Origin of the sequence: Streptomyces sp. NPDC101393 (assembly GCF_044767385.1) — a bacterium.
GTDB lineage: Bacteria > Actinomycetota > Actinomycetes > Streptomycetales > Streptomycetaceae > Streptomyces.
Genome location: NZ_JBIWNU010000003.1, coordinates 713,977 through 735,622, shown reverse-complemented (window position 1 = coordinate 735,622; position 21,646 = coordinate 713,977). Strand labels below are relative to the sequence as shown.

At 73.1% G+C, this 21,646-nt stretch carries 18 protein-coding genes; 16 read left to right on the top strand and 2 right to left on the bottom strand.

Translation table 11 applies throughout. From position 1 onward, the window contains the following. Positions 1 to 30: 30 nt before the first annotated feature. The 9 genes from ACIRQ7_RS13055 (at position 31) to ACIRQ7_RS13015 (ending at position 11,149) form a co-directional block, all read left to right on the top strand. Positions 31 to 1,623, top strand: a complete 1,593-nt coding sequence (locus ACIRQ7_RS13055) for an ABC transporter substrate-binding protein (RefSeq protein ID WP_404262173.1) — start codon at positions 31 to 33, stop codon at positions 1,621 to 1,623. Positions 1,624 to 1,631: 8 nt separating this feature from the next. Further along, positions 1,632 to 2,585: an ABC transporter permease gene (locus ACIRQ7_RS13050; protein WP_404262325.1), complete on the top strand. Its 954-nt coding sequence runs from the start codon at positions 1,632 to 1,634 to the stop codon at positions 2,583 to 2,585. Then, the gene (locus ACIRQ7_RS13045; protein ID WP_403672539.1) at positions 2,582 to 3,481 is read left to right on the top strand and encodes an ABC transporter permease; all 900 of its coding nucleotides are present in this window, start codon (positions 2,582 to 2,584) and stop codon (positions 3,479 to 3,481) included. Before ACIRQ7_RS13050 ends, ACIRQ7_RS13045 begins: the two co-directional genes overlap by 4 nt. Then, positions 3,478 to 4,554, top strand: coding sequence for an ABC transporter ATP-binding protein (locus ACIRQ7_RS13040; protein ID WP_404262171.1), 1,077 nt, complete (start codon positions 3,478 to 3,480; stop codon positions 4,552 to 4,554). Before ACIRQ7_RS13045 ends, ACIRQ7_RS13040 begins: the two co-directional genes overlap by 4 nt. A gap of 244 nt (positions 4,555 to 4,798) precedes the next feature. Continuing rightward, positions 4,799 to 6,043 (top strand): ABC transporter ATP-binding protein, encoded by a 1,245-nt coding sequence (locus ACIRQ7_RS13035; protein WP_404262170.1) that lies wholly within the window; start codon positions 4,799 to 4,801, stop codon positions 6,041 to 6,043. A gap of 122 nt (positions 6,044 to 6,165) precedes the next feature. Beyond that, entirely contained in the window at positions 6,166 to 7,968 is a 1,803-nt protein-coding gene (locus tag ACIRQ7_RS13030) for a gamma-glutamyltransferase family protein (protein ID WP_404262169.1), read from the top strand. Positions 7,969 to 8,090: 122 nt separating this feature from the next. After that, positions 8,091 to 8,993, top strand: a complete 903-nt coding sequence (locus ACIRQ7_RS13025) for an inositol monophosphatase family protein (protein WP_404262167.1) — start codon at positions 8,091 to 8,093, stop codon at positions 8,991 to 8,993. 40 nt (positions 8,994 to 9,033) lie between these two features. Then, positions 9,034 to 10,455: a phytoene desaturase family protein gene (locus ACIRQ7_RS13020; RefSeq protein WP_404262165.1), complete on the top strand. Its 1,422-nt coding sequence runs from the start codon at positions 9,034 to 9,036 to the stop codon at positions 10,453 to 10,455. Between the two features lie 133 nt (positions 10,456 to 10,588). Beyond that, complete coding sequence (locus ACIRQ7_RS13015; protein WP_404262163.1) at positions 10,589 to 11,149, top strand: O-acetyl-ADP-ribose deacetylase; 561 nt, start codon at positions 10,589 to 10,591, stop codon at positions 11,147 to 11,149. Between the two features lie 117 nt (positions 11,150 to 11,266). Here ACIRQ7_RS13015 and ACIRQ7_RS13010 read toward each other — a convergent pair whose 3' ends face one another. Then, positions 11,267 to 11,659, bottom strand: a complete 393-nt coding sequence (locus ACIRQ7_RS13010; protein WP_404262161.1) for a YciI family protein — start codon at positions 11,657 to 11,659, stop codon at positions 11,267 to 11,269. A 367-nt stretch (positions 11,660 to 12,026) separates the two neighbouring features. Between ACIRQ7_RS13010 and ACIRQ7_RS13005 the strand changes: the two genes are divergently transcribed. From ACIRQ7_RS13005 to ACIRQ7_RS12980, 6 genes are all read left to right on the top strand, one after another. Then, positions 12,027 to 13,724: a purine-cytosine permease family protein gene (locus ACIRQ7_RS13005; protein ID WP_404262159.1), complete on the top strand. Its 1,698-nt coding sequence runs from the start codon at positions 12,027 to 12,029 to the stop codon at positions 13,722 to 13,724. 139 nt (positions 13,725 to 13,863) lie between these two features. Beyond that, positions 13,864 to 14,376, top strand: coding sequence for a metallophosphoesterase family protein (locus tag ACIRQ7_RS13000; protein WP_404262157.1), 513 nt, complete (start codon positions 13,864 to 13,866; stop codon positions 14,374 to 14,376). Positions 14,377 to 14,431: 55 nt separating this feature from the next. Beyond that, positions 14,432 to 15,454 (top strand): alpha/beta fold hydrolase, encoded by a 1,023-nt coding sequence (locus ACIRQ7_RS12995; RefSeq protein WP_404262156.1) that lies wholly within the window; start codon positions 14,432 to 14,434, stop codon positions 15,452 to 15,454. 160 nt (positions 15,455 to 15,614) lie between these two features. After that, positions 15,615 to 17,087, top strand: coding sequence for an AlkA N-terminal domain-containing protein (locus tag ACIRQ7_RS12990; RefSeq protein ID WP_404262154.1), 1,473 nt, complete (start codon positions 15,615 to 15,617; stop codon positions 17,085 to 17,087). Between the two features lie 10 nt (positions 17,088 to 17,097). Next, the gene (locus ACIRQ7_RS12985; protein ID WP_404262153.1) at positions 17,098 to 17,646 is read left to right on the top strand and encodes a methylated-DNA--[protein]-cysteine S-methyltransferase; all 549 of its coding nucleotides are present in this window, start codon (positions 17,098 to 17,100) and stop codon (positions 17,644 to 17,646) included. Between the two features lie 164 nt (positions 17,647 to 17,810). Then, positions 17,811 to 19,112, top strand: coding sequence for a hypothetical protein (locus ACIRQ7_RS12980; RefSeq protein WP_404262152.1), 1,302 nt, complete (start codon positions 17,811 to 17,813; stop codon positions 19,110 to 19,112). Between the two features lie 77 nt (positions 19,113 to 19,189). On the opposite strand, the gene ACIRQ7_RS12975 is transcribed toward ACIRQ7_RS12980, so the two are convergent. Beyond that, positions 19,190 to 20,017 (bottom strand): nucleotidyltransferase domain-containing protein, encoded by an 828-nt coding sequence (locus ACIRQ7_RS12975; RefSeq protein ID WP_404262151.1) that lies wholly within the window; start codon positions 20,015 to 20,017, stop codon positions 19,190 to 19,192. Positions 20,018 to 20,455: 438 nt separating this feature from the next. Between ACIRQ7_RS12975 and ACIRQ7_RS12970 the strand changes: the two genes are divergently transcribed. Next, the gene (locus ACIRQ7_RS12970) at positions 20,456 to 21,580 is read left to right on the top strand and encodes a glycerate kinase (RefSeq protein ID WP_401467676.1); all 1,125 of its coding nucleotides are present in this window, start codon (positions 20,456 to 20,458) and stop codon (positions 21,578 to 21,580) included. The last annotated feature ends 66 nt before the right edge of the window (positions 21,581 to 21,646 follow it).

The following is a 21,646-nucleotide window of genomic DNA, read 5'->3' as shown; positions in this document are numbered from 1 at the left end:
GCTCTGCGGGAGGTATGTCTCGTGCGCCCAATGGCGACCGCCCTGGCGGTGGTTGCGCTGGCGGCCGGCACCGCCGGCTGCGGATCCCTGACCACCGCCGCCACCGAGGTCGGCGGGGTCCGGATGACCGACGAGCGCCCTGTCCGGGAGGGCGGCACGCTCACCGTCGCCCTCAAGTCCGACCCCGACAAGCTCGATCCGACGCTCGCCCAGACCCTCGTCGGCCGCACCGTCTTCGCCGGGATGTGCGAGAAGCTCTACGACACCGACCGCGCCGGGAAGGTCGTTCCGCAGCTCGCCGCCGCACTGCCCCGCACCTCCCACGACGGCCGGACCGTCACCCTCCCCATCCGTCCTGGCCTGCGGTTCAGCGACGGCACCCGGCTGGACGCGGCGGCCGTCGCCCGGTCCCTGGAGCGGCACCGCACCCTCGCCGGATCCGCCCGCGCCACCGAACTCGGCCCGCTGACCGGCGCGGTGGCCACCGGAGAGCTCACCGTCCGGATCCGGCTGAAGAAGCCCTACGTCCCGCTGACCGGGGTGCTCGCCGACCGCGCCGGAATGGTGATGTCACCCCGGGCGCTGAAGAAGTACGGCAAGAACTTCACCGCCCACCCCTCCTGCGTCGGCCCGTTCCGGTACGTCGAACGGGTCGCCGGCGACCGAATCGTCCTGGAGAAGGATCCGCACTACTACGACGCCGCGAAGGTGCATCTGCGGCGCGTCGTCTACAAGACGATCACCGACGGCGGGGTCCGGCTGGCGAACCTGCGCTCCGGCGACGTCCAGATCGGCGACCAGATGGGCCCCGTCGAGGTGCGCAGCTCGCTGACCGAGCCGCAGCTCCAGCTCTTCAACTCGCCCTCGCTCGGCTATCAGGGGCTCGGCTTCAACATCGGGAACGTGCACGGGACGGGGAAGAAACCGGGAAAGCTGCACACCCTCTTCGCCCGTGAGCCGAAGGTCCGCGAGGCCTTCGAACTGTCCCTGGACCGCGCGCTCATCAACAAGGTCGTCTTCCAGGGCATGTACGCACCGGCCTGCGGCCCCGTATCGCCGGAGTCCGCCGTGGCACCGGGCGCCGCCCACTGCCCGCCGCGCGATCCGGCCGGAGCCAAACGGCTGCTCAAGGAGGCGGGGGTGCGCACCCCCGTCCCCCTCGAACTGAAGGTGTCGACCACCCCCGAGGACAGCAGGCTCGGCCAGGTCATCCAGGCGATGGCCAAGGAAGCCGGATTCGAGGTCCGGCTGCGGCCGATGGAGTACGCCACGCTGCTGGAGGAGACCGACGCCGGGCGGTTCGAGGCGTACGTCAGCGGCTGGTCGGGACGGCTCGACCCGGACGGCAACATCGCGTCCTTCCTCGGCACGGCCGGCGCCATGAACACCTACGGCGTCTCCGACCCCGCCCTGGACCGGCTGATCGCCCAGGGCCGCACCACCCCCGGCGGCACGGAACGCGGCGCCCTCTACCGGCGCCTGACCGACCGCATCCACGACCAGCACGCGCTGATCTACCTCTACCGGCAGAAGAACTACGTCGTGGCACGCAAGGACATCGCCGGACTGCGCGTCTACGGCGACGGCCTCGTGCGCGTCAAGGACGCGGGGTACGCACGATGAACCGCACCATGATCCGCTACCTGTCCACCCGGCTCCGGCAGTCGGCGCTCACCCTCTTCCTCGTCAGCGTCGTCGTGTTCGCCGGCATCCGCGCGCTGCCCGGCGACCCGGCGCTCGCGCTGGCCGGAGAGGAGCGCAGCCCGCAGGCGCTCGCCGCGATCCGGCAGGCCTACGGCCTCGACGACACCATCGTCGTCCAGTACGGCCGTTTCCTCGGCCATGCGCTGACCGGCGACCTCGGCACCTCGGCCCGCACCGGCCTGCCGGTCCTCGACTCGATCGCCGGGGCACTCCCCGTGACCCTCGAACTCGCCACGCTCTCCCTGCTGCTGGCGGTCGTGGTCGGCATCGGCGCGGGGGTCGTCGCGGCGGTGCGCCGGGGCCGGCCCGAGGAATGGCTCGCCAACGCCGTCGCCCTGCTCGGCCTGTCCGTCCCCACCTTCTGGCTCGGCATCGTGCTGGTCCTGGCGTTCGCCATCGCCGTCCCGGTCTTCGCCGCCTCCGGATACGTCCCCTTCAGCGCCGACCCGCTGCACAACCTGCGGCGGATGGTGCTGCCGGCCGTCGTCCTGGGCTCCGGGCTCGCCGCCGTCGTCATGCGGCAGACCCGCGGCGCGATGCTCGACAACCTCTCCGCCGACTACGTCCGCACCGCGCGCGCCAAGGGGCTCTCCCGGCGCCAGGTCATCGGCGGCCACGCGCTGCGCAACAGCCTGGTGACGGTGGTGACCGTGCTCGGTCTGCAACTGGGCCACCTGATCTCCGGGGCCGTCGTCACCGAGCAGATCTTCGTGCTCCCCGGCTTCGGCAAGCTCACCATCGACGCCGTCTTCACTCGCGACTACGCGATGCTCCAGGGCGTGGTGCTGTGCACCTCCGCCGCCTACATCCTCATCAATCTCCTGGTCGACGTGCTGTATTCGGTCATCGACCCGCGGATCCGGCTCGGAGGCGCCCGATGACCGCAGCCACCCTCGCCCCGAAAGCACCCGACGGGCCCGCCGCACCCGCCCGGACCGGCCGGGCGCGCGACCGGCTGCGCGCCCTGCGCAGAAACCGGCTCGCACTGGCCGGCGGCATCCTCGCCGCCGTCTTCGTGCTGACCGCCCTGTGTGCCCCGCTGCTCGCCCCGTACGACCCGGCGGCCCCGGACTTCGCGTCCGTGCTCGCCCCGCCGAGCGGCGCGCACTGGCTCGGCACCGACGACCTCGGCCGCGACCAGCTCTCCCGCGTCATCCACGGCGCCCGCGCGTCCATGCAGGTCGGGGTGGTGGCTGTGGCCCTGGCCTTCGTCGTCGGCGTCCCGCTGGGACTGGCGGCCGGCTACTACGGCAAGCTCGCCGACTCCGCCGTCTCCCGGCTCACCGACACCCTACTCGCCTTCCCCTTCCTGGTGCTGGCCGTCGGTCTGGCCGCCGTCCTCGGCCCGTCCCTGCTCAACGCCACCATCGCCATCGGCGTCTCGCAGATCCCGGCCGTCATCCGCATCACCCGCGCCGAGACGCTGCGCCTCAAACACCTCGACTACGTGGGCGCGGCGATCGCCAGCGGTGGCGGCGACGGCACCGTTCTCTTCCGCCACATCCTTCCCAACGCCACCTCCGCGCTGATCGTCCAGGCCACCGTCGGCATCCCTGCCGCGATCATCGGTGAGGCGCTGCTGAGCTTCCTCGGCCTGGGCGTCCAGCCGCCCGCACCCTCCCTGGGCGTGATGCTCTCCAGCGCCCAGCCCTTCCTGGGGCCCGCGCCCTGGATGGCCGTCTTCCCCGGCCTCGCCATCGTCGCCGCGACGCTGGCCTTCAACCTGCTCGGCGACGGACTGCGCGATGTCCTCGACCCCCGCGGAGGCAACCGATGACCGAAACCGCCGCGCTGCAGGGGGCCGAAGGAACGACCCGGGCGCCGGAGCCCGCGCCCGTCCTCAGCGTCCGCGACCTGTCCGTCTCCTTCCGCTCCGGCACCCGCACCACGCATGCCGTGGACGCGCTCTCCTACGACCTGCACGCCGGTGAAGTCCTCGCCGTCGTCGGCGAATCCGGCTGCGGCAAGTCCGTGACGTCGATGGCCGTGATGGGCCTGCTGCCCCCGAACGCCACCGTCGGCGGTTCGGTGCGGCTGCACGGCCGGGAGCTGGCCGGGGCCGGCGAGGCCGCCTGGCAGAAGGTCCGCGGCAACGAACTCGCGATGATCTTCCAGGAGCCGATGACGTCCCTGAACCCGGTGCTCACCATCGGCCGGCAGATCGGCGAGGTGCTCCGCCGCCACCGGGGTCTCGGCCGCAAGGAAGCCAAGGAGCAGGCCGTCGAACTCCTCGACCTCGTCGGCATCCCGGCCCCCCGCCGCCGCGTCGAGGAATACCCGCACCAGCTCAGCGGCGGTATGCGGCAACGCGTGATGATCGCCGTGGCGGTCGCCTGCGACCCCGCCGTACTCATCGCCGACGAGCCCACCACCGCCCTCGACGTCACCGTCCAGGCCGGCATCCTCGAAGTCCTCCGGTCGCTGCGCGAACGGCTGGGCACCGCGATCGTCCTGATCACCCACGACCTCGGCGTGGTCGCGGACTCCGCGGACCGCGTGCTGGTGATGTACGCGGGCCGGGCCGTCGAACAGGCCCCCGTCCACGAGCTGTTCGCCGCACCCCGGCACCCGTACACCCAGGGCCTGCTCCAAGCCGTACTCCGCCCCGGACAGGAGAGCCGGCGAAGGCTCCCGGAAATCCCCGGCCTGGTCCCGAGCCTGTCCGGCTCCCCGGACGCCTGCACCTTCGCCGACCGCTGCGCGTCCGCCGACGCGCACTGCACGGGCGAGCGGCCGGTCCTGGCCCCGGCGCCCGGGGCGCCGGACGGGACGGCGGCGGATCCCCGCCCGCACCGGGTGGCCTGCTGGCATCCGGTCGGCCTCGCGCAGGGCGAGGAGGCCGGGCGATGAACCGCCCCTCGGCCGTCGCCCCCGCCGGGTCCGCACCGCGCTGCCCGCTCTGCCCGTGCTTCCCCTACTCGCTGTACTGCTCCCACCGGCCGCAGCTTCCCCGCATGCACCGCCCGCACCGCATGTACCGCGCCTTCCGGCTGTACCGCTCAAGCCGCCCGTCCCGCCCCGGCCGTCCGGGGAGCCCGTACCGCGCCCATCCCCACGCCGGCCGCCCCGCCAACCGCCACGAGGAGACCGCGCGATGACCACCGCGCCCCGGATACCCGCCTCGCGCGCCACCGCGCACCGGCACGACGACCCCGACCCCGCGCCCCCGGTCCTCGAAGTACGCGATCTGGAACGGCACTTCGGCGGATCCGGCGGCACCGTACGCGCCGTCGACGGCGTCAGCCTCACCATCCGGCACGGCGAAGTCGTCGGCCTGGTGGGCGAGTCGGGCAGCGGCAAGTCCACCGTCGGACGCTGTGTCGTACGGCTCGACGAGCCGACCGGCGGCAGCGTCCGCATCAAGGGCACCGACATCAGCCACCTCTCCCGGCGCGCCCTGCGCCCGCTGCGGACCGACTTCCACCTCGTCTTCCAGGACCCCTCGTCCTCCCTCGACCCCCGGATGACCATCGGCCGGATCATCGCCGAACCGCTCCGGCTGCACCGGCTCGTGACCAAGGACGCCGTCGCCGGCCGGGTCGGCGAACTCCTCGCCCAGGTCGGGCTGCGCCCCGAACACGCCGACCGGCATCCGCACGAACTCTCCGGCGGACAGCGCCAGCGGATCTCCCTGGCCCGCGCGCTGGCCGTCGGCCCCGACCTGCTCGTCGCGGACGAGCCGACCTCGGCCCTCGACGTCTCCGTCCAGGCGTCCGTCCTCAACCTCCTCGCCGACCTCCAGCGCGACCGCGGCTTCGGCTGCCTGTTCATCACCCACGACCTGGCGGCGGTGGAATTTCTCGCCGACCGGATCGCCGTGATGTACCTGGGGCAGATCGTCGAGGAGGCGCCCACCGCCGAACTGTTCGCCGACCCCAAACACCCCTACACCCAGGCCCTGCTGTCCGCCGCGCCGGTCCCCGACCCGGTCGCCCAGCGCACCCGCGAGCGCATCGTGCTGCACGGCGAGCTGCCCAGCCCGCTGGATCCGACCGCCCGTCGCCCGGCCAGCACCCCGGCAGGACGCCCTTCGGGCAGCGTGTTCGACGGCTGCCGCTTCCACACCCGCTGCCCCCTGGCGGAGGACCGCTGCCGTACGGAGATCCCCGCGCTGCGGGTCTTCGCGGACGGCGCGGCGGCGGGGGCGGGCGCGGCAGGCGCGCCGGAGGCCGGCCGGCGGGTCGCCTGCCACCTCGTCGCCGAGGACGGGACCGCGCCCGATGCGGCGGCGGGTGCGGCGCGAGGCGCGGTGGCGGAAGCGGCGGCGGGGCCGCCGCCCGGAGCCGGAGGAGCGGACCGGACCGGGGCCGTAACCGCGGAGCCCCCTGAACCCTGCTGAGCTTCGCCTGAGCCCCTCCGTACGATCGCGGACGGCCCCCGCTACGGAACGACCCGCACCCGAACGACCGCACCCGACGCCCCACACCCACACCCGCACCGAACGACCAGAGGAGCCACCCCGTGTTCACCACCCGTCCGACCCTCCAAGGCACCTTCGGGATGGCCTCCACCACGCACTGGCTGGCGTCCCAGTCCGCGATGGCTGTCCTGGAGGACGGCGGTAACGCCTACGACGCCGCCGTCGCGGCGGGGTTCGTGCTGCATGTCGTCGAGCCGCACCTGAACGGCCCGGCGGGCGAGGTGCCGATCATCCTGGCGCCCGCGGACGGGCCGGTGCGGGTGCTGTGCGGGCAGGGCCCCGCCCCGGCCGGTGCGAGCGTGGCGCACTACACCGGGCTCGGCCTCGACCTGGTCCCCGGCACCGGACCGCTGGCCGCCGCCGTACCGGGCGCCTTCGACGCCTGGATGCTGCTGCTGCGCGATCACGGCACCCGGTCGCCCGCACAGGTGCTGCGGTACGCCATCGGCTACGCCGAGCACGGCCACCCGGCCGTCGAGCGGATAGGCGAAACGGTCGAGACGGTCCGCGCACTGTTCGAGACCGAATGGACGTCGTCCGCCGAGATCTACCTCCCCGGCGGCAGGTCCGTCGCCGCCGGCGGGCTGCTCAGGAACCGGCCGCTGGCCGCCACCTGGCGCCGCCTGATCGCCGAGGCGGAGGCCGCCTCGGCGGACCGCGAGGCACAGATCGACGCCGCCCGCCGCATCTGGCGCGAGGGCTTCATCGGTGAAGCCCTCGCCGACTTCGCGGCCCGCCCCGCGATGGACACCTCGGGCGAACGCCACACGGGCACCCTGACCGGCGACGATCTCGCCTCCTTCGCCGCCACCTACGAAGCCCCGGCCACCCACGACTGGAACGGCTGGACCGTCGCCAAGGCCGGCGGCTGGTCCCAGGGCCCGTCCTTCCTCCAGCAACTCGCTCTGCTGCCCGACGAGTTGCCCGCGTACGGCAGCCCCGAATACGTACATCTGCTCATCGAGGGCAGCAAGCTCGCGATGGCCGACCGCGAGGCCTGGTACGGCGACGCCGACGACGTGCCGCTCGACACGCTGCTGAGCGCCGACTACAACACCGCCCGCCGCGCGCTCATCGGCGGCGCCGCCTCGTACGAGCTGCGGCCCGGCAGCCCCGACGGCCGCACCCCGAAGCTCAGCAAGCACGCGCTGGCCGTCGCCTCCGGCGAGGACGCGTTCGACGCGATGGGCGTCTCGGGAAGCGGAGCGGGCGAGCCCACCGTGTCCAAGGAAGGCGCCACCCGGGGTGACACCTGCCACATCGACATCGTCGACCGCTGGGGCAACCTGGTCTCCGCGACCCCCTCCGGCGGCTGGCTGCAGTCCAACCCCGTCGTCCCGGCCCTCGGCTTCCCGCTCGGCACCCGGCTGCAGATGGCCTGGCTGGAGGACGGGCTGCCCAACTCCCTCACGCCGGGGCGCCGCCCCCGCACCACGCTCACCCCGTCCCTCGCCCTGCGTGACGGCGTGCCCGTGATGGCGTTCGGCACGCCCGGCGGCGATCAGCAGGACCAGTGGCAGGTGCACTTCTTCCTCGCCGTCGCGCTGCGGTCCACGGTCCGCGGCGGCCTCGACCTGCAGGGCGCCATCGACGCCCCGAACTGGCACCAGGACTCCTTCCCCGGCTCCTTCTTCCCCCGCGCGATGCGGCCCGGAAGCGTCACGGTCGAGTCCCGGATCGGGGCGCCGGTCGTCGACGAGCTGCGTCGGCGCGGTCACGCCGTCACGGTCGGTGACCCCTGGTCGGAGGGGCGGCTGTGCGCGGTGGCCCGGGACCCGGAGACCGGCGTGCTCTCCTCGGCGGCGAACCCGCGGGGCATGCAGGGGTACGCGGTGGGGCGCTGAGACGGCACGGGTCCGGGCGGGGGCGGGAGGTCCGGCGCCCGCCCCGGCCCGTGACCTGCGCGGCATCCGGATTTCACCTGGCGTCCAGACGTCGTGTCAGTGGGGCGTGGTTCGATGGACACATGATCGAAGCACTTCGTACCCACCCTTCAGGAGACCTCGCGAACCTCACCGATGCGGCCGCCACCGGGGCCCTGTCCCCGCATGACCTCTTCTCCGTCGACCCGGCCGCCGTCGAGGCCGCCGTCCGCAAGGCCGCGGCCGACGAGATCATGCCGCGCTTCCGGCAGCTCGCCGCCGACGACATCGTGGAGAAGAACGGCCCGCACGACCTCGTCACCGTCGCCGACCGGCTCGCCGAGGAACACCTCACCGCCGCGCTCACGACCCTGCTGCCCGGCTCCCGGGTGGTCGGCGAGGAGGCGGTGCACGCCGACCCGTCCGTCCTCGACGCGCTGCACGGCGACGCCCCGGTCTGGATCGTCGACCCGGTCGACGGCACCCGCCAGTTCGTGCACGGCGACCCGGGCTTCGCGACGCTCGTCTCGCTCGCCCACCGCGGCGAGGTGCTGGCCTCCTGGACCTACGCCCCCGCGCTCGGGCTGATGGCGGTGGCCCGCCGCGGCGCCGGCGCCGAGCTCAACGGCGTACCGCTGCACACCCGCAGCGCCGCCCCCGGCGCCGTCCTCGACATCGCGATATCCCACTACGACTTCACCGACGACGACCAGAAGCGGGTGCTCGCCGCACTGGACACCAGCGGCATCGCCCCGCGCCCCTGCGGCTCAGCCGGGCTGGAGTATCTCTACGTCGCCCGGGGCGACATCGACGCCACCGCCTTCAGCTGGGAGAACTCCTGGGACCACGCCGCCGGGCTGCTCCTGGTGCACGAGGCGGGCGGAGCCAGCGGCACCGTCGCCGGAGTGCCGTTCCGCATCGAGGGCGGCAACGCGCTGCCCTTCACCGCGGCGCGGGACACCGAAACCGCGCGGCGTATCCTCGGACTGCTGGCAGCCGCCAACTGATCCTCGACGACGAGGATCGGACGTGAGGGGAGTGGCGCAGGTGCCGAGGATGCTCGATGCCGTGGTGATCGGGGCAGGACCCAACGGTCTGACCGCCGCCGTCGAACTGGCCCGTCGCGGCATGTCCGTGGAGGTCTTCGAGGCCCGCGACACCATCGGCGGCGGGGCCCGCACCGAGGAGCTGACCCTCCCCGGCTACCACCACGACCCCTGCTCCGCCGTGCACCCGCTCGGCGTCGGCTCGCCCGCCTTCGCCGACATGCCGCTGGAGCGGTACGGCCTCCAGTGGCTGCACCCCGACGTCCCGATGGCGCACCCCTTCCCGGACGGCACCGCCGCCGTGTTGGCGCATTCAGTCGGCGAGACCGCGATGTCCTTCGGCCCGCGCGACGCCGGCACCTACCGCCGGCTCGTCGCCCCGTTCGTCGGCAAGTGGGACGCCCTGGCCCGCGACTTCCTGCGCACCCAGTGGATCGGCTTCCCCCAGGACCCGCTGACGTATGCCCGCTTCGGCCTGACCGCGATGCAGCCGGTCACCCTCGTCAACCGCCGCTTCAAGGACGAGAAGGCCCGCGCCCTGATGGCCGGCCTCGCCGCGCACGCCATAGCGCCCCTGGGCGGCCTCGGCACCACCGGCCTCGCCCTGATGTTCGCGCTCGCCGCCCATGCCAACGGCTGGCCGATCCCGCGCGGCGGCTCGCAGGCGATCTCCGACGCGCTGGCCGGTCTGCTGCGGGCCCATGGCGGCGCGCTGCACACCGACTTCGAGGTCAAGCGGCTCGACGACCTGCCGCCGGCCCGCGCCTATGTCTTCGACACCTCGCCCACCGCGCTCGCCCGCATCGCGGGCCTGGGCAACGCCTATCGCGAGGTGAAGTACGGCCCCAGCGTCTTCAAGATCGACTACGCGATGTCCGGCCCGGCACCCTGGACGGCCAAGGAGGCGCGCCGCGCCGGCACCGTCCACATCGGCCCCACCAGCGGCGAGATCTCCGCCGCCCTGGACGCCGCCACCACAGGCCAGGACCCCACCGTCCCCTTCCTGATCACCTCTCAGCCCACCCTCATCGACCCCACCCGCGCCCCCGAGGGCAAGCACACCTTCTGGGCGTACGGCCATGTCCCCAACGGCTGGGAGGGTGACGCCACCGAGGTCGTCGAGCGGCAGATCGAGCGCTTCGCCCCCGGCTTCCGCGATCTCGTGCTGGCCCGCGCCGTCGCCGGACCGCCGGAGATCGCCGCCCGCAACGCCAACTACGTCGGCGGGGACACCGCCACCGGCTCCGCGGCCGGTCTGCGCCTGCTCATCCGCCCCAAGCTCGCCCGCATCCCGTACGAGACCGCGCACCCCGCCGTCTTCCTCTGCTCCCAGGCCACCCCGCCGGGCCCCGGGGTGCACGGTATGTCCGGCCACCACGCCGCGAGGGCGGTCTGGCGCCGACTGCGCGCAAGCCACCAATAGCCGTCACAGCACCGACTCGCAGCCGTCAGAGCACCGACTCGCACCTCGCCACCGGACACCCCGGCAGGCGTTCGCCCCGTCGCGGCGCCAAATCAACTGGCCGCGCCCGTGCGCTCTCCCTAGGCTCAGCGGCATGAGCTCCGCTGCCGACGATGCCGCTGCCGACGACCGCACCCCACGCCGCACCCCGCGCCTCACCCTCGTCCAGGGCGACATCACCGAACAGCGGGTGGACGCCGTGGTCAACGCCGCCAACTCCTCGCTGCTGGGCGGCGGGGGAGTGGACGGTGCCATCCACCGGCGCGGCGGTCCGGAGATCCTGGCCGCGTGCCGCGCCCTGCGCGCGTCCCACTACGGCCGCGGTCTGCCGACCGGCGCGGCCGTGGCCACCACCGCGGGCCGGCTGCCCGCCCGCTGGGTGATCCACACCGTCGGCCCGGTGTTCGCCGCCTCCGAGGACCGCAGCGACCAGCTGGCCTCCTGCTACCGCGCGTCCCTGCGGATCGCCGACGAACTCGGCGCGCGCACGCTCGCCTTCCCGGCCGTCTCCGCCGGGATCTACGGCTGGCCGATGGATGATGCCGCCCGTATCGCCGTCGAGACGGTGCGCGCCGCGGACACGGCCGTCGACGAGGTGCGCTTCGTCCTCTTCGACGAGCGCGCGTACACGGCCTTCGCCGCGCACGTGCGCTGACCGCGCCGGTCCGTACGGGCACCCGGCCCCAGCCCCGGCGTCAGCCGGTCGGTCAGGCCGCCCCCGTGGACGGATGCCCCCGTGGACGGGTGCCCGACCGGCGCGGCGTCACCTGACTCAGGCCTCCGGAGGACCGGCGGGGACCGCGTGCACCTCGACCGGCTCGTTGCCCGGCTTCCCACCGGGGGCGGGGCAGGCCGACGCCCGCGCGGCGATCTCCAGGGCCCGGTCCTCGTCCTTGACGTCGACCACCCAGTAGCCGGCGAGGATGCGGTCGGCCTCCGCCGGACCGTCGCTCACCTGCGGGCGCCCGTCGTCCCCGGCCCGGACGGTCTTGGCCAGCGTGGGTCCGCCCAGGCCGCGTGCCTCCACCAGCTCGCCGGCGGCGGTCAGATCGTTGTTGAGTGCGTTCATGTGGGCGAACATCGCCTTGGTGTCGTCCTGGGAGTACGACGACATCATCGAGTCCCACTGGGTGGCCGGGACATTCAACTGGATCATGTACTGCATGTTTCTCACCTTCCGGGCGGGTGCCGCGCGTGCGAAGCGGTAGCTGACGAAGAGGTAGACGTCAGGATGCGGCAGAACTCATCGGCCCGCCTGCCGGAAGACGCCGGGGCGAGACCCCGGCCCAGGTCCCCGCGAGGCCCGGTGCGACCCGTGCGCTCCCGTGAGATCCCGGAAATCTCCCCTTCACCTGGTGAGAGCGGCCGTGAAATACCCCGTGCCTAGCGTTTCCGCCACGGCAGCGGGAACCGACCCGCATCCCGCCGTCCCCTCCTGCCGACGGCGCCATGCGGGGACCCGTACCGCCGGCGTCCGCCCGCCCCGGCCGTACATCCCAGCACAGGGCCGATCGCACCCCAGGAGGCGTGGCATGAGCGTTCCCGCACGGCCGGTGGTCGAGGACGAGGCCCGGCCCGGCCCCGCAACCGAGGAGCGGCCCGCGGCCGACGGGCGCCCCGCGGCCGGGCAGGCGGCCGACGAAACCCTGGAGGACTACACCCTCCGCTTCGCGCCGCGCAGCTACCGCCGCTGGACACCCATGGTGGTGGCGACCACCGCGCTCGGCGGGATCGCCTACCTGGCCGACTTCTCCATCGGAGCGGGCATCGGCCTCACCCACGGCACCGGCAACGCGCTCGCGGCGATCGGGGTCGCGGCAGCCGTCATCTTCCTCACCGGCTTCCCGCTGGCCTACTACGGCGCCCGCTACAACATCGATCTGGACCTGATCACCCGAGGCTCCGGATTCGGCTACTACGGCTCGGTGCTGACCAGCGTCATCTTCGCCAGCTTCACGTTCATCTTCTTCGCCCTCGAAGGCTCGATCATGGCGCAGGGCCTCGCATTGGGGCTCGGCCTGCCGCTCTGGCTCGGCTATCTGGTCTCCACCCTGATGGTGATCCCCTTGGTGATCTACGGGATGAAGGCACTCAGCAAGCTCCAGGTGTGGACCACCCCCGTCTGGCTGCTCCTGATGGTGGCCCCGCTGGTGTATCTGATCGCCGGCGACCCGGGCACGGTCGGCCGCTTCCTCTCGTACGCCGGAAGCGACGGCGCCGGCGCCGTCAACACCGCGTCGGTGCTGCTGGGGGCCGGTGTGTGCCTGTCGCTCATCGCGCAGATCGGCGAGCAGGTCGACTACCTGCGCTTCATGCCGCCCAAGACCCGCGAGAACCGGCGCAGTTGGTGGATCGCGGTGGTCATGGCCGGGCCCGGCTGGGTGGTGCTCGGTGCGCTGAAGCAGGCCATCGGCGTGTTCCTGGCGGTCTACATGCTCGCCGAGGTGGGGCCCGCCGCGGCCACCGAGCCGATCCAGCAGTTCCGCGGCGCCTTCGCGGCGATGCTGCCGTCCTGGCTGGTGATCCCGCTGGCCGTGATCCTGGTCGTGATCAGCCAGATCAAGATCAATGTGACCAACGCCTACTCGGGCTCGCTCGCGTGGACCAACTCCGTCACCCGCGTCACCCGGCACTACCCGGGGCGCATGGTCTTCGTGCTGGTCAACCTGGCCTTCGCGCTGACGCTGATGGAGGCCGACATGTTCAGCGTCCTCAACAGCATCCTCGGGTTCTACTCCAACTGCGCCATCGCCTGGGTCGTCACCGTCGCCACCGACATCATCATCAACAAGTACCTGCTCAAACTCTCCCCGCAGGCACCCGAGTTCCGCCGCGGCATGCTGTACGCCGTCAACCCGGTGGGCGTGGTGGCCTTCACCGCCGCCTCCGGCCTGTCGATCGCCCTGTACTTCCACGCCCTGGGCGACACCCTCCAGCCGTACTCGCCGGTCGCCGCGGCCCTGATCGCCTTCGTCCTCACCCCGCTCATGGCGGTGCTGACCAAGGGACGCTACTACCTGCGCCGCACCGACGACGGCATCGCGGAACCGCTGCTCGACGCGGACGGCAACCCCAGCGCGACCACGTACGCGTGCCATGTGTGCCGGCAGACCTTCGAGCGGCCGGACCTGGCCGCCTGCCGCACCCATGACGCGATGGTCTGCTCCCTGTGCCTGAGCACCGACAGGGCCGGCGACCACGTCCTCCCTCCGGAGCCGGCCACCCCGTAGGCCGCACGGCCCGCGGCGCCCCCCCCACGCGGCACCGCACCGGCCACGCGAGCGGGCTGGACAGGTCACGTAGGTCGCCACCGGCCACGCGCGCCCCGCACAAGGGGTTCCCGCACCCGGCTGAGCTACCGTCAGCCGGGTGCGACTGCTGATCGTTTCCGACACCCATCTGCCCCGGCGCGCCCGGACGCTGCCGCCCCAGCTGCTGGACGAAGTGGCCCGCGCCGACGTCGTCCTCCACGCGGGGGACTGGGTCGACCTCGCCACCCTGGACCTGCTGGAGACCTCCGCCGCCCGCCTGATCGCGGTGTACGGCAACAACGACGGCCCCGAACTCCGGTCCCGGCTCCCGGAAGTGGCGTACGCCGACCTCGAAGGCCTGCGTTTCGGCGTCGTGCACGAGACCGGCGCCGCGCAGGGCCGCGAGCGCCGCTGCGCCGACCGGTTCCCCGGCCTGGACGTGCTGGTGTTCGGCCACAGCCACATCCCCTGGGACTCCACGGCGGACGGCCGGCTGCGCCTGTTGAACCCCGGCTCGCCGACCGACCGAAGGCGCCAGCCGTACTGCACCTACATGACGGCGGAGGTGTCGGACGGCCGGCTCACCGGCCCGGAACTGCACCGCCTGCCCCCGCGACGAACCGGCCGCTGAGACGATGCGGGGCAGGGAAGACGCGTGCGGCACACGGGAAGGGGGGCACGGGCCCATGGCTGAGCAGTATCCGCCGATCGAGCCGTACGACGAGGGGATCCTCGACGTCGGCGACGGCAACCTCGTCCACTGGGAGGCCTGCGGCAATCCGCGCGGCAAGCCCGCGCTCGTCGTGCACGGCGGGCCCGGCTCGGGATGCGGCCCCGGGGCGCGCCGGTACTTCGATCCGGAGCACTATCGCGTCGTCCTGTTCGACCAGCGCGGCTGTGGCCGGAGCACCCCGCACGCCGCCCGTCCGGCCACCGACATGCGGCACAACACCACGGCCCATCTGCTCGCCGACATGGAGCAGTTGAGGCAGCACCTGGGCATCGAGCGCTGGCTGCTGTTCGGCGGGTCCTGGGGTTCGACGCTGATCCTGGCGTACGCGGAGCGGCACCCGGAGCGGGTCTCGGAGATCGTCATCCCGTCGGTCACCACGACCCGCCGCTCGGAGATCGACTGGCTCTACCGGGGCGTCGGCCGCTTCTTCCCCGAGGCGTGGGAACGCTTCGCTGCGGGTGCTGCGGGTGCTGCGGGTGCCGCCCCGGCGGATGGCCGCCAGCTCGCCCCCGATCTCCACCTCGCCCCCGGCCCCGCTGCCGTTCCCGACGTCGTGGCGGCCTACGCACGCCTGATGGACGACCCCGACCCGGCGGTACGGGAGCGGGCCACCGCCGACTGGTGCGCCTGGGAGGACGCGGTGCTCTCCCTGGAGCCGTACGGCTCACCGAACCCGTACGGTGACCGGCCCTCGGAGGCGCGGAAGGCGCTGGTCCGGATCTGTTCGCACTACTTCGCGCACGGCGCGTGGCTGGAAGAGGGCGCCCTGCTGCGCGACGCCGGACGGCTCGCCGGTATCCCCGGGGTGCTGGTGCACGGCCGGCAGGACATGGGCGGGCCGCTGCACACGGCCTGGGAACTGGCCCGCGCCTGGCCCGACGCCCACCTGACCGTCATCGACGAGGCGGGCCACAAGGGGAGCGAGGCGTCGCGTGACGTCGTGATCGGCGCGCTCGACCGCTTCGCGGGGACGTGACGGCCCGCGAGCGGACCCGGGCCACGTGACCTGCGGCGACCGGCCCGGGGCGCTCGGCCTGGGGCGGCTGACCTGCGGTGACCCGGACCGCCCCAGGTCGCCCGACGTTGATGTCGGATTCTCGCCAGCCGGAGTCCGGTGGCTGAGGAATCCTGAAGTCATGCACACCGACACCGAACGTTGTCTGCGCGCCGTCCGCTCCAAGGACGCCCGTTTCGACGGCTGGTTCTACACGGCCGTGCTCACCACCGGCATCTACTGCCGCCCCAGCTGCCCCGTCGTGCCGCCCAAGCCACAGAACATGCGCTTCTACCCGAGCGCGGCCGCCGCCCAGCAGGCCGGATTCCGGGCCTGCAAGCGCTGCCGCCCGGACGCCAGCCCGGGGTCCCCGCAGTGGGACGAGCGCGCCGACCTCGTCGCCCGCGCCATGCGCCTGATCGCCGACGGCATCGTCGACCGCGAAGGCGTCCCGGGACTGGCAGCCCGCCTCGGCTACAGCACCCGCCAGATCGAGCGCCAGCTGCTGGCGGAACTCGGCGCGGGACCGCTCGCGCTGGCCCGCGCCCAGCGCGCCCAGACCGCCCGGCTCCTGGTGGAGACCAGCGGACTGCCGATGGCCGATGTCGCCTTCGCCGCCGGATTCGCCAGCATCCGCACCTTCAACGAGACGGTGCGGGAGGTCTTCGCGCTCTCCCCGAGCCGGCTGCGGCAGCGCGCCCGGCCGGGACCGCACGCCGCCGTGCCCGGCACGCTCGCCCTGCGGCTGCCGTTCCGTCTGCCGCTCAACCCGGACAACCTCTTCGGGCACCTCGCCGCCACCGCCGTCCCCGGTGTCGAGGAGTGGCGGGACGGCGCCTACCGCCGCACGCTGGACCTCCCGTACGGGCACGGCATCGTCGCGCTGGCGCCCCGCCCCGACCACATCGACTGCCGGCTCGCCCTCACCGACCTGCGCGATCTCGCGGGTGCCATCGCCCGCTGCCGCCGGATGCTGGACCTCGACGCGGACCCGGAGGCCGTGGACGGGCTGCTCCGCGAGGACCCGCAGCTGGCACCGTTCGTGGACATGGCCCCCGGCCGCCGTGTGCCGCGCACCGTCGACGCCGACGAGTTCGCGGTCCGTGCCGTCCTCGGCCAGCAGGTCTCCACCGCGGCCGCCCGTACGCACGCCGGACGCCTGGTCCGCGCGTACGGCACGCGGATCGACGACCCCGCAGGCGGCCTCACCCACCTCTTCCCGTCCGCCGCTGCCCTCGCCGCACTCGACCCGGAGTCGCTGGCGATGCCCCGCACCCGGCGGGCCACCCTCACCGGCGTCATCGCCGCCCTCGCCTCCGGCGCGCTGCACCTCGGCGTCGGCAGCGACCGGGAGGCGGCCCGCGCACAGCTGGCGGCGCTGCCAGGCGTCGGCCCCTGGACCGTCGAATGCATCGCCATGCGGGCTCTCGGCGACCCCGATGCCTTCCTGCCCACCGATCTGGGCCTGCGCCGCGCGGCCGCCGGACTCGGCATGCCCGGTACACCCGCCGCCCTCATCCGCCACTCCGCGATCTGGCGCCCCTGGCGCGCCTACGCCGTCCAGTACCTCTGGGCGACCGACGACCACCCCATCAACCACCTCCCCACGAACTGAGCCCGCTGCCATGACCCTTCCCGCACCCGCGCCGTCCGCGCCCCGCACCCACACCGTCCTGGAGGACACCCCGGTCGGCCCGCTCACCCTCGTCGCCGCAGGCAACGCCCTGACCGGCGTCTACATGACCGACCACCGCCACCGCCCGCCCCTGGAGACCTTCGGCTCCTTCACGGACCCGGCCGAGCCCCCCTTCGACCGCACCATCGCCCAGCTCCAGGCCTACTTCCGCGGCGAGTTGACCACCTTCGACCTGCCGCTGGCACCCCGCGGAACGCCCTTCCAGCAGCGCGTCTGGGCCGCCCTGCGCGACATCCCGTACGGCGGGACCCTCTCCTACGGACAACTCGCCGCACGCCTGGGCGCCCCCTCGGCGGCCCGCGCGGTCGGCCTGGCCAACGGCCGGAACCCGGTCAGCATCATCGTCCCCTGCCACCGCGTCGTCGGCGCCGACGGCAGCCTCACCGGTTACGGCGGCGGACTCGACCGCAAGCGCCGCCTGCTCGCCTTCGAGCGGACGGACGACGTCCTCTTCCCGGCGGCGGAGTGCGGCGGCTGACCACCCTGATGATCCTTCACCGGCCCGCGGCGCCCCGCGAGGACCCGCCCCGGTGGTGCTGACCTGCCCCTCGGCATACGTGGCCCAGGCCGGGGCAGCGGCACCGGGGAAGGCCTTCGACGAAGGCGGCAATGCACCGGTCGTGGACCGGGAAGGAGGAAGCGATGCAGCGGCTCGGCGTGCCCGGATCCGGTAACTCCCGTGAAGGGCCGCGCATTTCTCGTCGACTGCTGCTCGGAGCGTCCGGTGCCGCCCTGCTCGCCTCGGGATGCGGAGGCCCGGTCGGCGAGGGACAGGACGACCGAGCCGTCCCTCCGTCGGGATCCGGCAGCGGCGGAGCGGCGGGCGGGCCCGCCGCCCCCAGTGGCGCACTGGGCGCCAATTTCAACGAGGACCCCAGCGATATGCGCTTCGCGCAGTTACGCGACCTCTCCGCGGGCTGGCTGCGTGGCTTCCTCCCGATGCCGGAGACCGATGAGGGCCCTCCGGCGCACCAGACGGCCGTATCCACGCTGATCAGCGCGAGCAAACAGGGATACGGCACGATCCTTTCGCTGAAGTTCCCCTACAGCGGTCGGGCGCTCCCCAAAGCGGGCAGCACTCTCATGGCTGCCGAGCTCCGGCGCGTCGACAAGGTGGCGCGTGCCGTGATGGGCACGGTCGACATCCTGGTGATCGGAAATGAACCGTTCCTCGAAACCCGGCGCGCAGAGCGGGACGGCCCCGCCATCAACACCTTCTACGAGCACGTCGCCCGGCATCTTGTCGCGTACCGGAAGAAGCATGTCGGAGCGCGCTGCAGGACCCGCCTTTACATGGGCGCGCTCAATCATCTGGACAACCCGGAACGGCGAACCGGAGCAACCCGGCGCTGGATGGAATTCGTCCACGAAACTCCGGAGATCGAAGGTGTCGACATTCATCCCCATGTGGTCTCCATCGACGCCGCACAGAAATACCTGGACTACGTGGTCCCTCACCTCCGCGGTGACCAGAAGTTCCTGGTCACCGAGTTCTCCCTCGTACTCAAGTGGCGTCAGCATCTGCGGGACGCAATCCCCGCTCCGTTTGCCGAGCGTTACCACATGGACCCGAACACGCAGGTATGGGACGTACTCAAAGCGGCCGTCCAAAACCCCTTCCCCCAGGAAAAATGGAATGCTTTTCTCGCCATGAGCCCATGGTTCCACAGCAGCAAGCACTACCTCAGGGATCAAGTGCAGAAGTTCCGCGACACGAAGAAGCTTGCGGTGGCCACCTATGGCGTGGTGCAAGCGGACGCCATGGTGAAGAACATCGGCCCCGAAAAACAACCGTGGTTGCTCAACAGCCTGTACGCCAACCGGACCGTCGAGGAACAGGCGAACGGAACCACCGGACGCAATCAGGAATGGTGCAAGGATTTCCGGGCGCTTCAGCGCCGGCGGGACCGGCGGCCGATCCGGACCGGTGCCACAGCCACGTGAGAGGCGGAGGAGGAGAACGGCGCCCGCGCCGGAAGGGGCGGCGCCGGTGCCCCTCGGTGCGGCGGGTCCGATCCGCATCAGGGCGGCGTCAGGCCTTCCGCGTCGACCACCCGCCGCACCTCCGCCACCAGCCGCTCCGCCTCCGCCAGGGACTGCCGCAACTCGCCCTCCGTGCCCCCGAGCCGGCCGAGGAGGGCGGCGGCGCGCCCGGCGAGGCCCGGTGGGGTGGCCGGTAGCGCGGCCGCCGCCGCGAGGGCGCCCTTCTCGTTGAGGCACCAGACGCGGTGGTGCGCGTGCAGCGCCTGGACGAGACCGCCGACGGCGCGGGACAGGCACAGCGCCGCGTGCAGCACATCCCGCGCGGCGCACGACTTGCCGGCCATCGCCACCGAGAAGCCGGCGTCCCAAACGGCGGCGCCCGTCAGCGCCTCGCGCAGCGGCTCCGGGTAGTCCTGGGTCTCCGCTTTGAGGCGGGCCAGCTCCCCGCCGGTGTCGGCGAGTACCTGCCCCAGCGCCACCTCGCCCGGATACGCGGGCGACCAGAAGCCAAGGGGATGCCCGGCCTGCACGCCGATCTCGAAGCGGCCCGTGCGGCACTCCTCCCACACACGCCGCACCCGGTCCGCGTCCCGCAGGATCCAGTCGACGTGCCTGCCGTCCGGGGTCACGAGCCAGGCCCCGCCGTTGACCCACGGGCCCCAGGCCCCCGGCGCGTACACCTCGACGGGGCCGCCGGTCACCTCCGCGGCCAGTGACTCCAGGGCCCGCAGATCCGGCTCGCCGCGGTAGTAGATCCCCAGATCCCAGTCGGAGTCCGGCCGGTGCGTCCCGCGTGCCCGGCTCCCCCCGAGCATCACCCCGACGACCCCTGGAACGTGAGCGAGCCCGAGCGCCATGTCTTCCATGGCCCGAGGCTAACGAACCACCCACGCAGGAGGGGTAGTTGACGGGCCCCGTCCGCGGCGCCGGCTTCCGGCCCCTCCGCGTCCTCGCGTCCCGGCAAGTACTCCGGCTCCGGCTCCGCGAGCAGGATGCGGCCCTCGCCGCCGTGGGAACCGCGCCCGCGCCCACACCCGCGAGCACCCGGGAGGGAGGCGAGACAGGCGGCGTGGCCCATGGCCTCAGGGCGGACCCGGGCGCGGCGGCACTCAAGAGGTCCGCAATAGCGCTCAATAGCCCTCAATGATCTCCCATCGCATCGTTTCGGGCGCTTCGGGGCCGTTCCGGAACCGTGTGCTCTGTTCGCCGGGCCGCTCGCCGGATAAGGTCACAGCGGCGCGACTGCCAGTTCGAAAGCAAGGGGAAACACGGTGGCGGACGCAGCAAGGACAAACACAGCACATGTGCTGATCGCCGCGGACAAGTTCAAGGGTTCACTCACGGCCGTCGAGGTCGCCGAGCACGTCACCGCCGGTCTGCGGCGCGTGATCCCCGAGCTGGATGTGGCGGCGATCCCGGTGGCGGACGGCGGCGACGGCACGGTCGCGGCGGCGCTCGCGGCCGGCTTCACCCGCCACGAAGCGCGGGTCACCGGCCCCACCGGCGCACCGGTGACGGCCACCTTCGCCCTGCGCGGCGACGGCACGGCCGTGGTGGAGATGGCCGAGGCCTCCGGCCTCCAGCACCTCCCGGAGGGCGTCTTCGCCGCTCTGACGGCGAGCACGTACGGCACCGGCGAGCTGCTGCTCGCGGCGCTGGACGCGGGCGCGACCTCGATCGTCTTCGGCGTCGGCGGCAGCGCCACGACCGACGGCGGCGCGGGCATGCTCGCGGCGCTCGGCGCGCGGTTCCTCGACGCGGACGGCGAGCCGGTCGCCCCCGGCGGCGGCCCGCTGCGCGACCTCGCCACGGCCGATCTGTCGGGTCTGGACCCGCGGCTGGCCCGTACGGACATCGTGCTCGCCAGCGACGTCGACAACCCCCTGACGGGCCCCAAGGGCGCGCCGGCGGTCTACGGCCCGCAGAAGGGCGCGAGCGAGCAGGACGTCGCCACCCTGGACGCCGCGCTCGCGCACTACGCCGAGGTGCTGGAGCGTGCGGTCGGTGCCAAGGCGGCCGAGCACGCGCTCGCCCCGGGGGCGGGTGCCGCCGGCGGTATCGGTTACGGCGCGCTGGTCGGCCTGGACGCGGCGTTCCGGCCCGGTATCGACGTGATGCTGGACGTGCTGGGCTTCGCGCCGGCGCTGGCGAAGGCCACCTTCGTCATCACCGGCGAGGGCTCGCTCGACCAGCAGACGCTGCACGGCAAGGCACCGGCGGGTGTGGCCGCCGCGGCCCGGACGGCGGGCATCGACGTCGTCGCGGTCTGCGGGCGGCTCCAGCTGGCCCCTGAGGCGCTCGGCGCGGCCGGTATCCGGCGGGCGTACGCGCTGACGGACCTGGAGAGCGACCCGGCGCGCTGCATGGCCGAGGCCGGCCCGCTGCTGGAGCGCACGGCGGAGAACCTCGCCCGCGACTTCCTGGTCTGAGGGGTCTGACGGGTCTGACGGGTCTGAGGTCCGAAAGAGCCCTGCCGTAGCGGCGCCGCGGAGGCG

Excerpts from the sequence above, each read along its gene's own strand:
- ACIRQ7_RS13055 (WP_404262173.1), top strand. The coding sequence starts at position 31 with ATGGCGACCGCCCTGGCGGTGGTTGCGCTGGCGGCCGGCACCGCCGGC.
- ACIRQ7_RS13050 (WP_404262325.1), top strand. The coding sequence starts at position 1,632 with ATGATCCGCTACCTGTCCACCCGGCTCCGGCAGTCGGCGCTCACCCTC.
- ACIRQ7_RS13045 (WP_403672539.1), top strand. The coding sequence starts at position 2,582 with ATGACCGCAGCCACCCTCGCCCCGAAAGCACCCGACGGGCCCGCCGCA.
- ACIRQ7_RS13040 (WP_404262171.1), top strand. The coding sequence starts at position 3,478 with ATGACCGAAACCGCCGCGCTGCAGGGGGCCGAAGGAACGACCCGGGCG.
- ACIRQ7_RS13035 (WP_404262170.1), top strand. The coding sequence starts at position 4,799 with ATGACCACCGCGCCCCGGATACCCGCCTCGCGCGCCACCGCGCACCGG.
- ACIRQ7_RS13025 (WP_404262167.1), top strand. The coding sequence starts at position 8,091 with ATGATCGAAGCACTTCGTACCCACCCTTCAGGAGACCTCGCGAACCTC.
- ACIRQ7_RS13015 (WP_404262163.1), top strand. The coding sequence starts at position 10,589 with ATGAGCTCCGCTGCCGACGATGCCGCTGCCGACGACCGCACCCCACGC.
- ACIRQ7_RS13010 (WP_404262161.1), bottom strand. The coding sequence starts at position 11,659 with ATGCAGTACATGATCCAGTTGAATGTCCCGGCCACCCAGTGGGACTCG.
- ACIRQ7_RS13005 (WP_404262159.1), top strand. The coding sequence starts at position 12,027 with ATGAGCGTTCCCGCACGGCCGGTGGTCGAGGACGAGGCCCGGCCCGGC.
- ACIRQ7_RS12995 (WP_404262156.1), top strand. The coding sequence starts at position 14,432 with ATGGCTGAGCAGTATCCGCCGATCGAGCCGTACGACGAGGGGATCCTC.
- ACIRQ7_RS12990 (WP_404262154.1), top strand. The coding sequence starts at position 15,615 with ATGCACACCGACACCGAACGTTGTCTGCGCGCCGTCCGCTCCAAGGAC.
- ACIRQ7_RS12985 (WP_404262153.1), top strand. The coding sequence starts at position 17,098 with ATGACCCTTCCCGCACCCGCGCCGTCCGCGCCCCGCACCCACACCGTC.
- ACIRQ7_RS12980 (WP_404262152.1), top strand. The coding sequence starts at position 17,811 with ATGCAGCGGCTCGGCGTGCCCGGATCCGGTAACTCCCGTGAAGGGCCG.
- ACIRQ7_RS12975 (WP_404262151.1), bottom strand. The coding sequence starts at position 20,017 with ATGGAAGACATGGCGCTCGGGCTCGCTCACGTTCCAGGGGTCGTCGGG.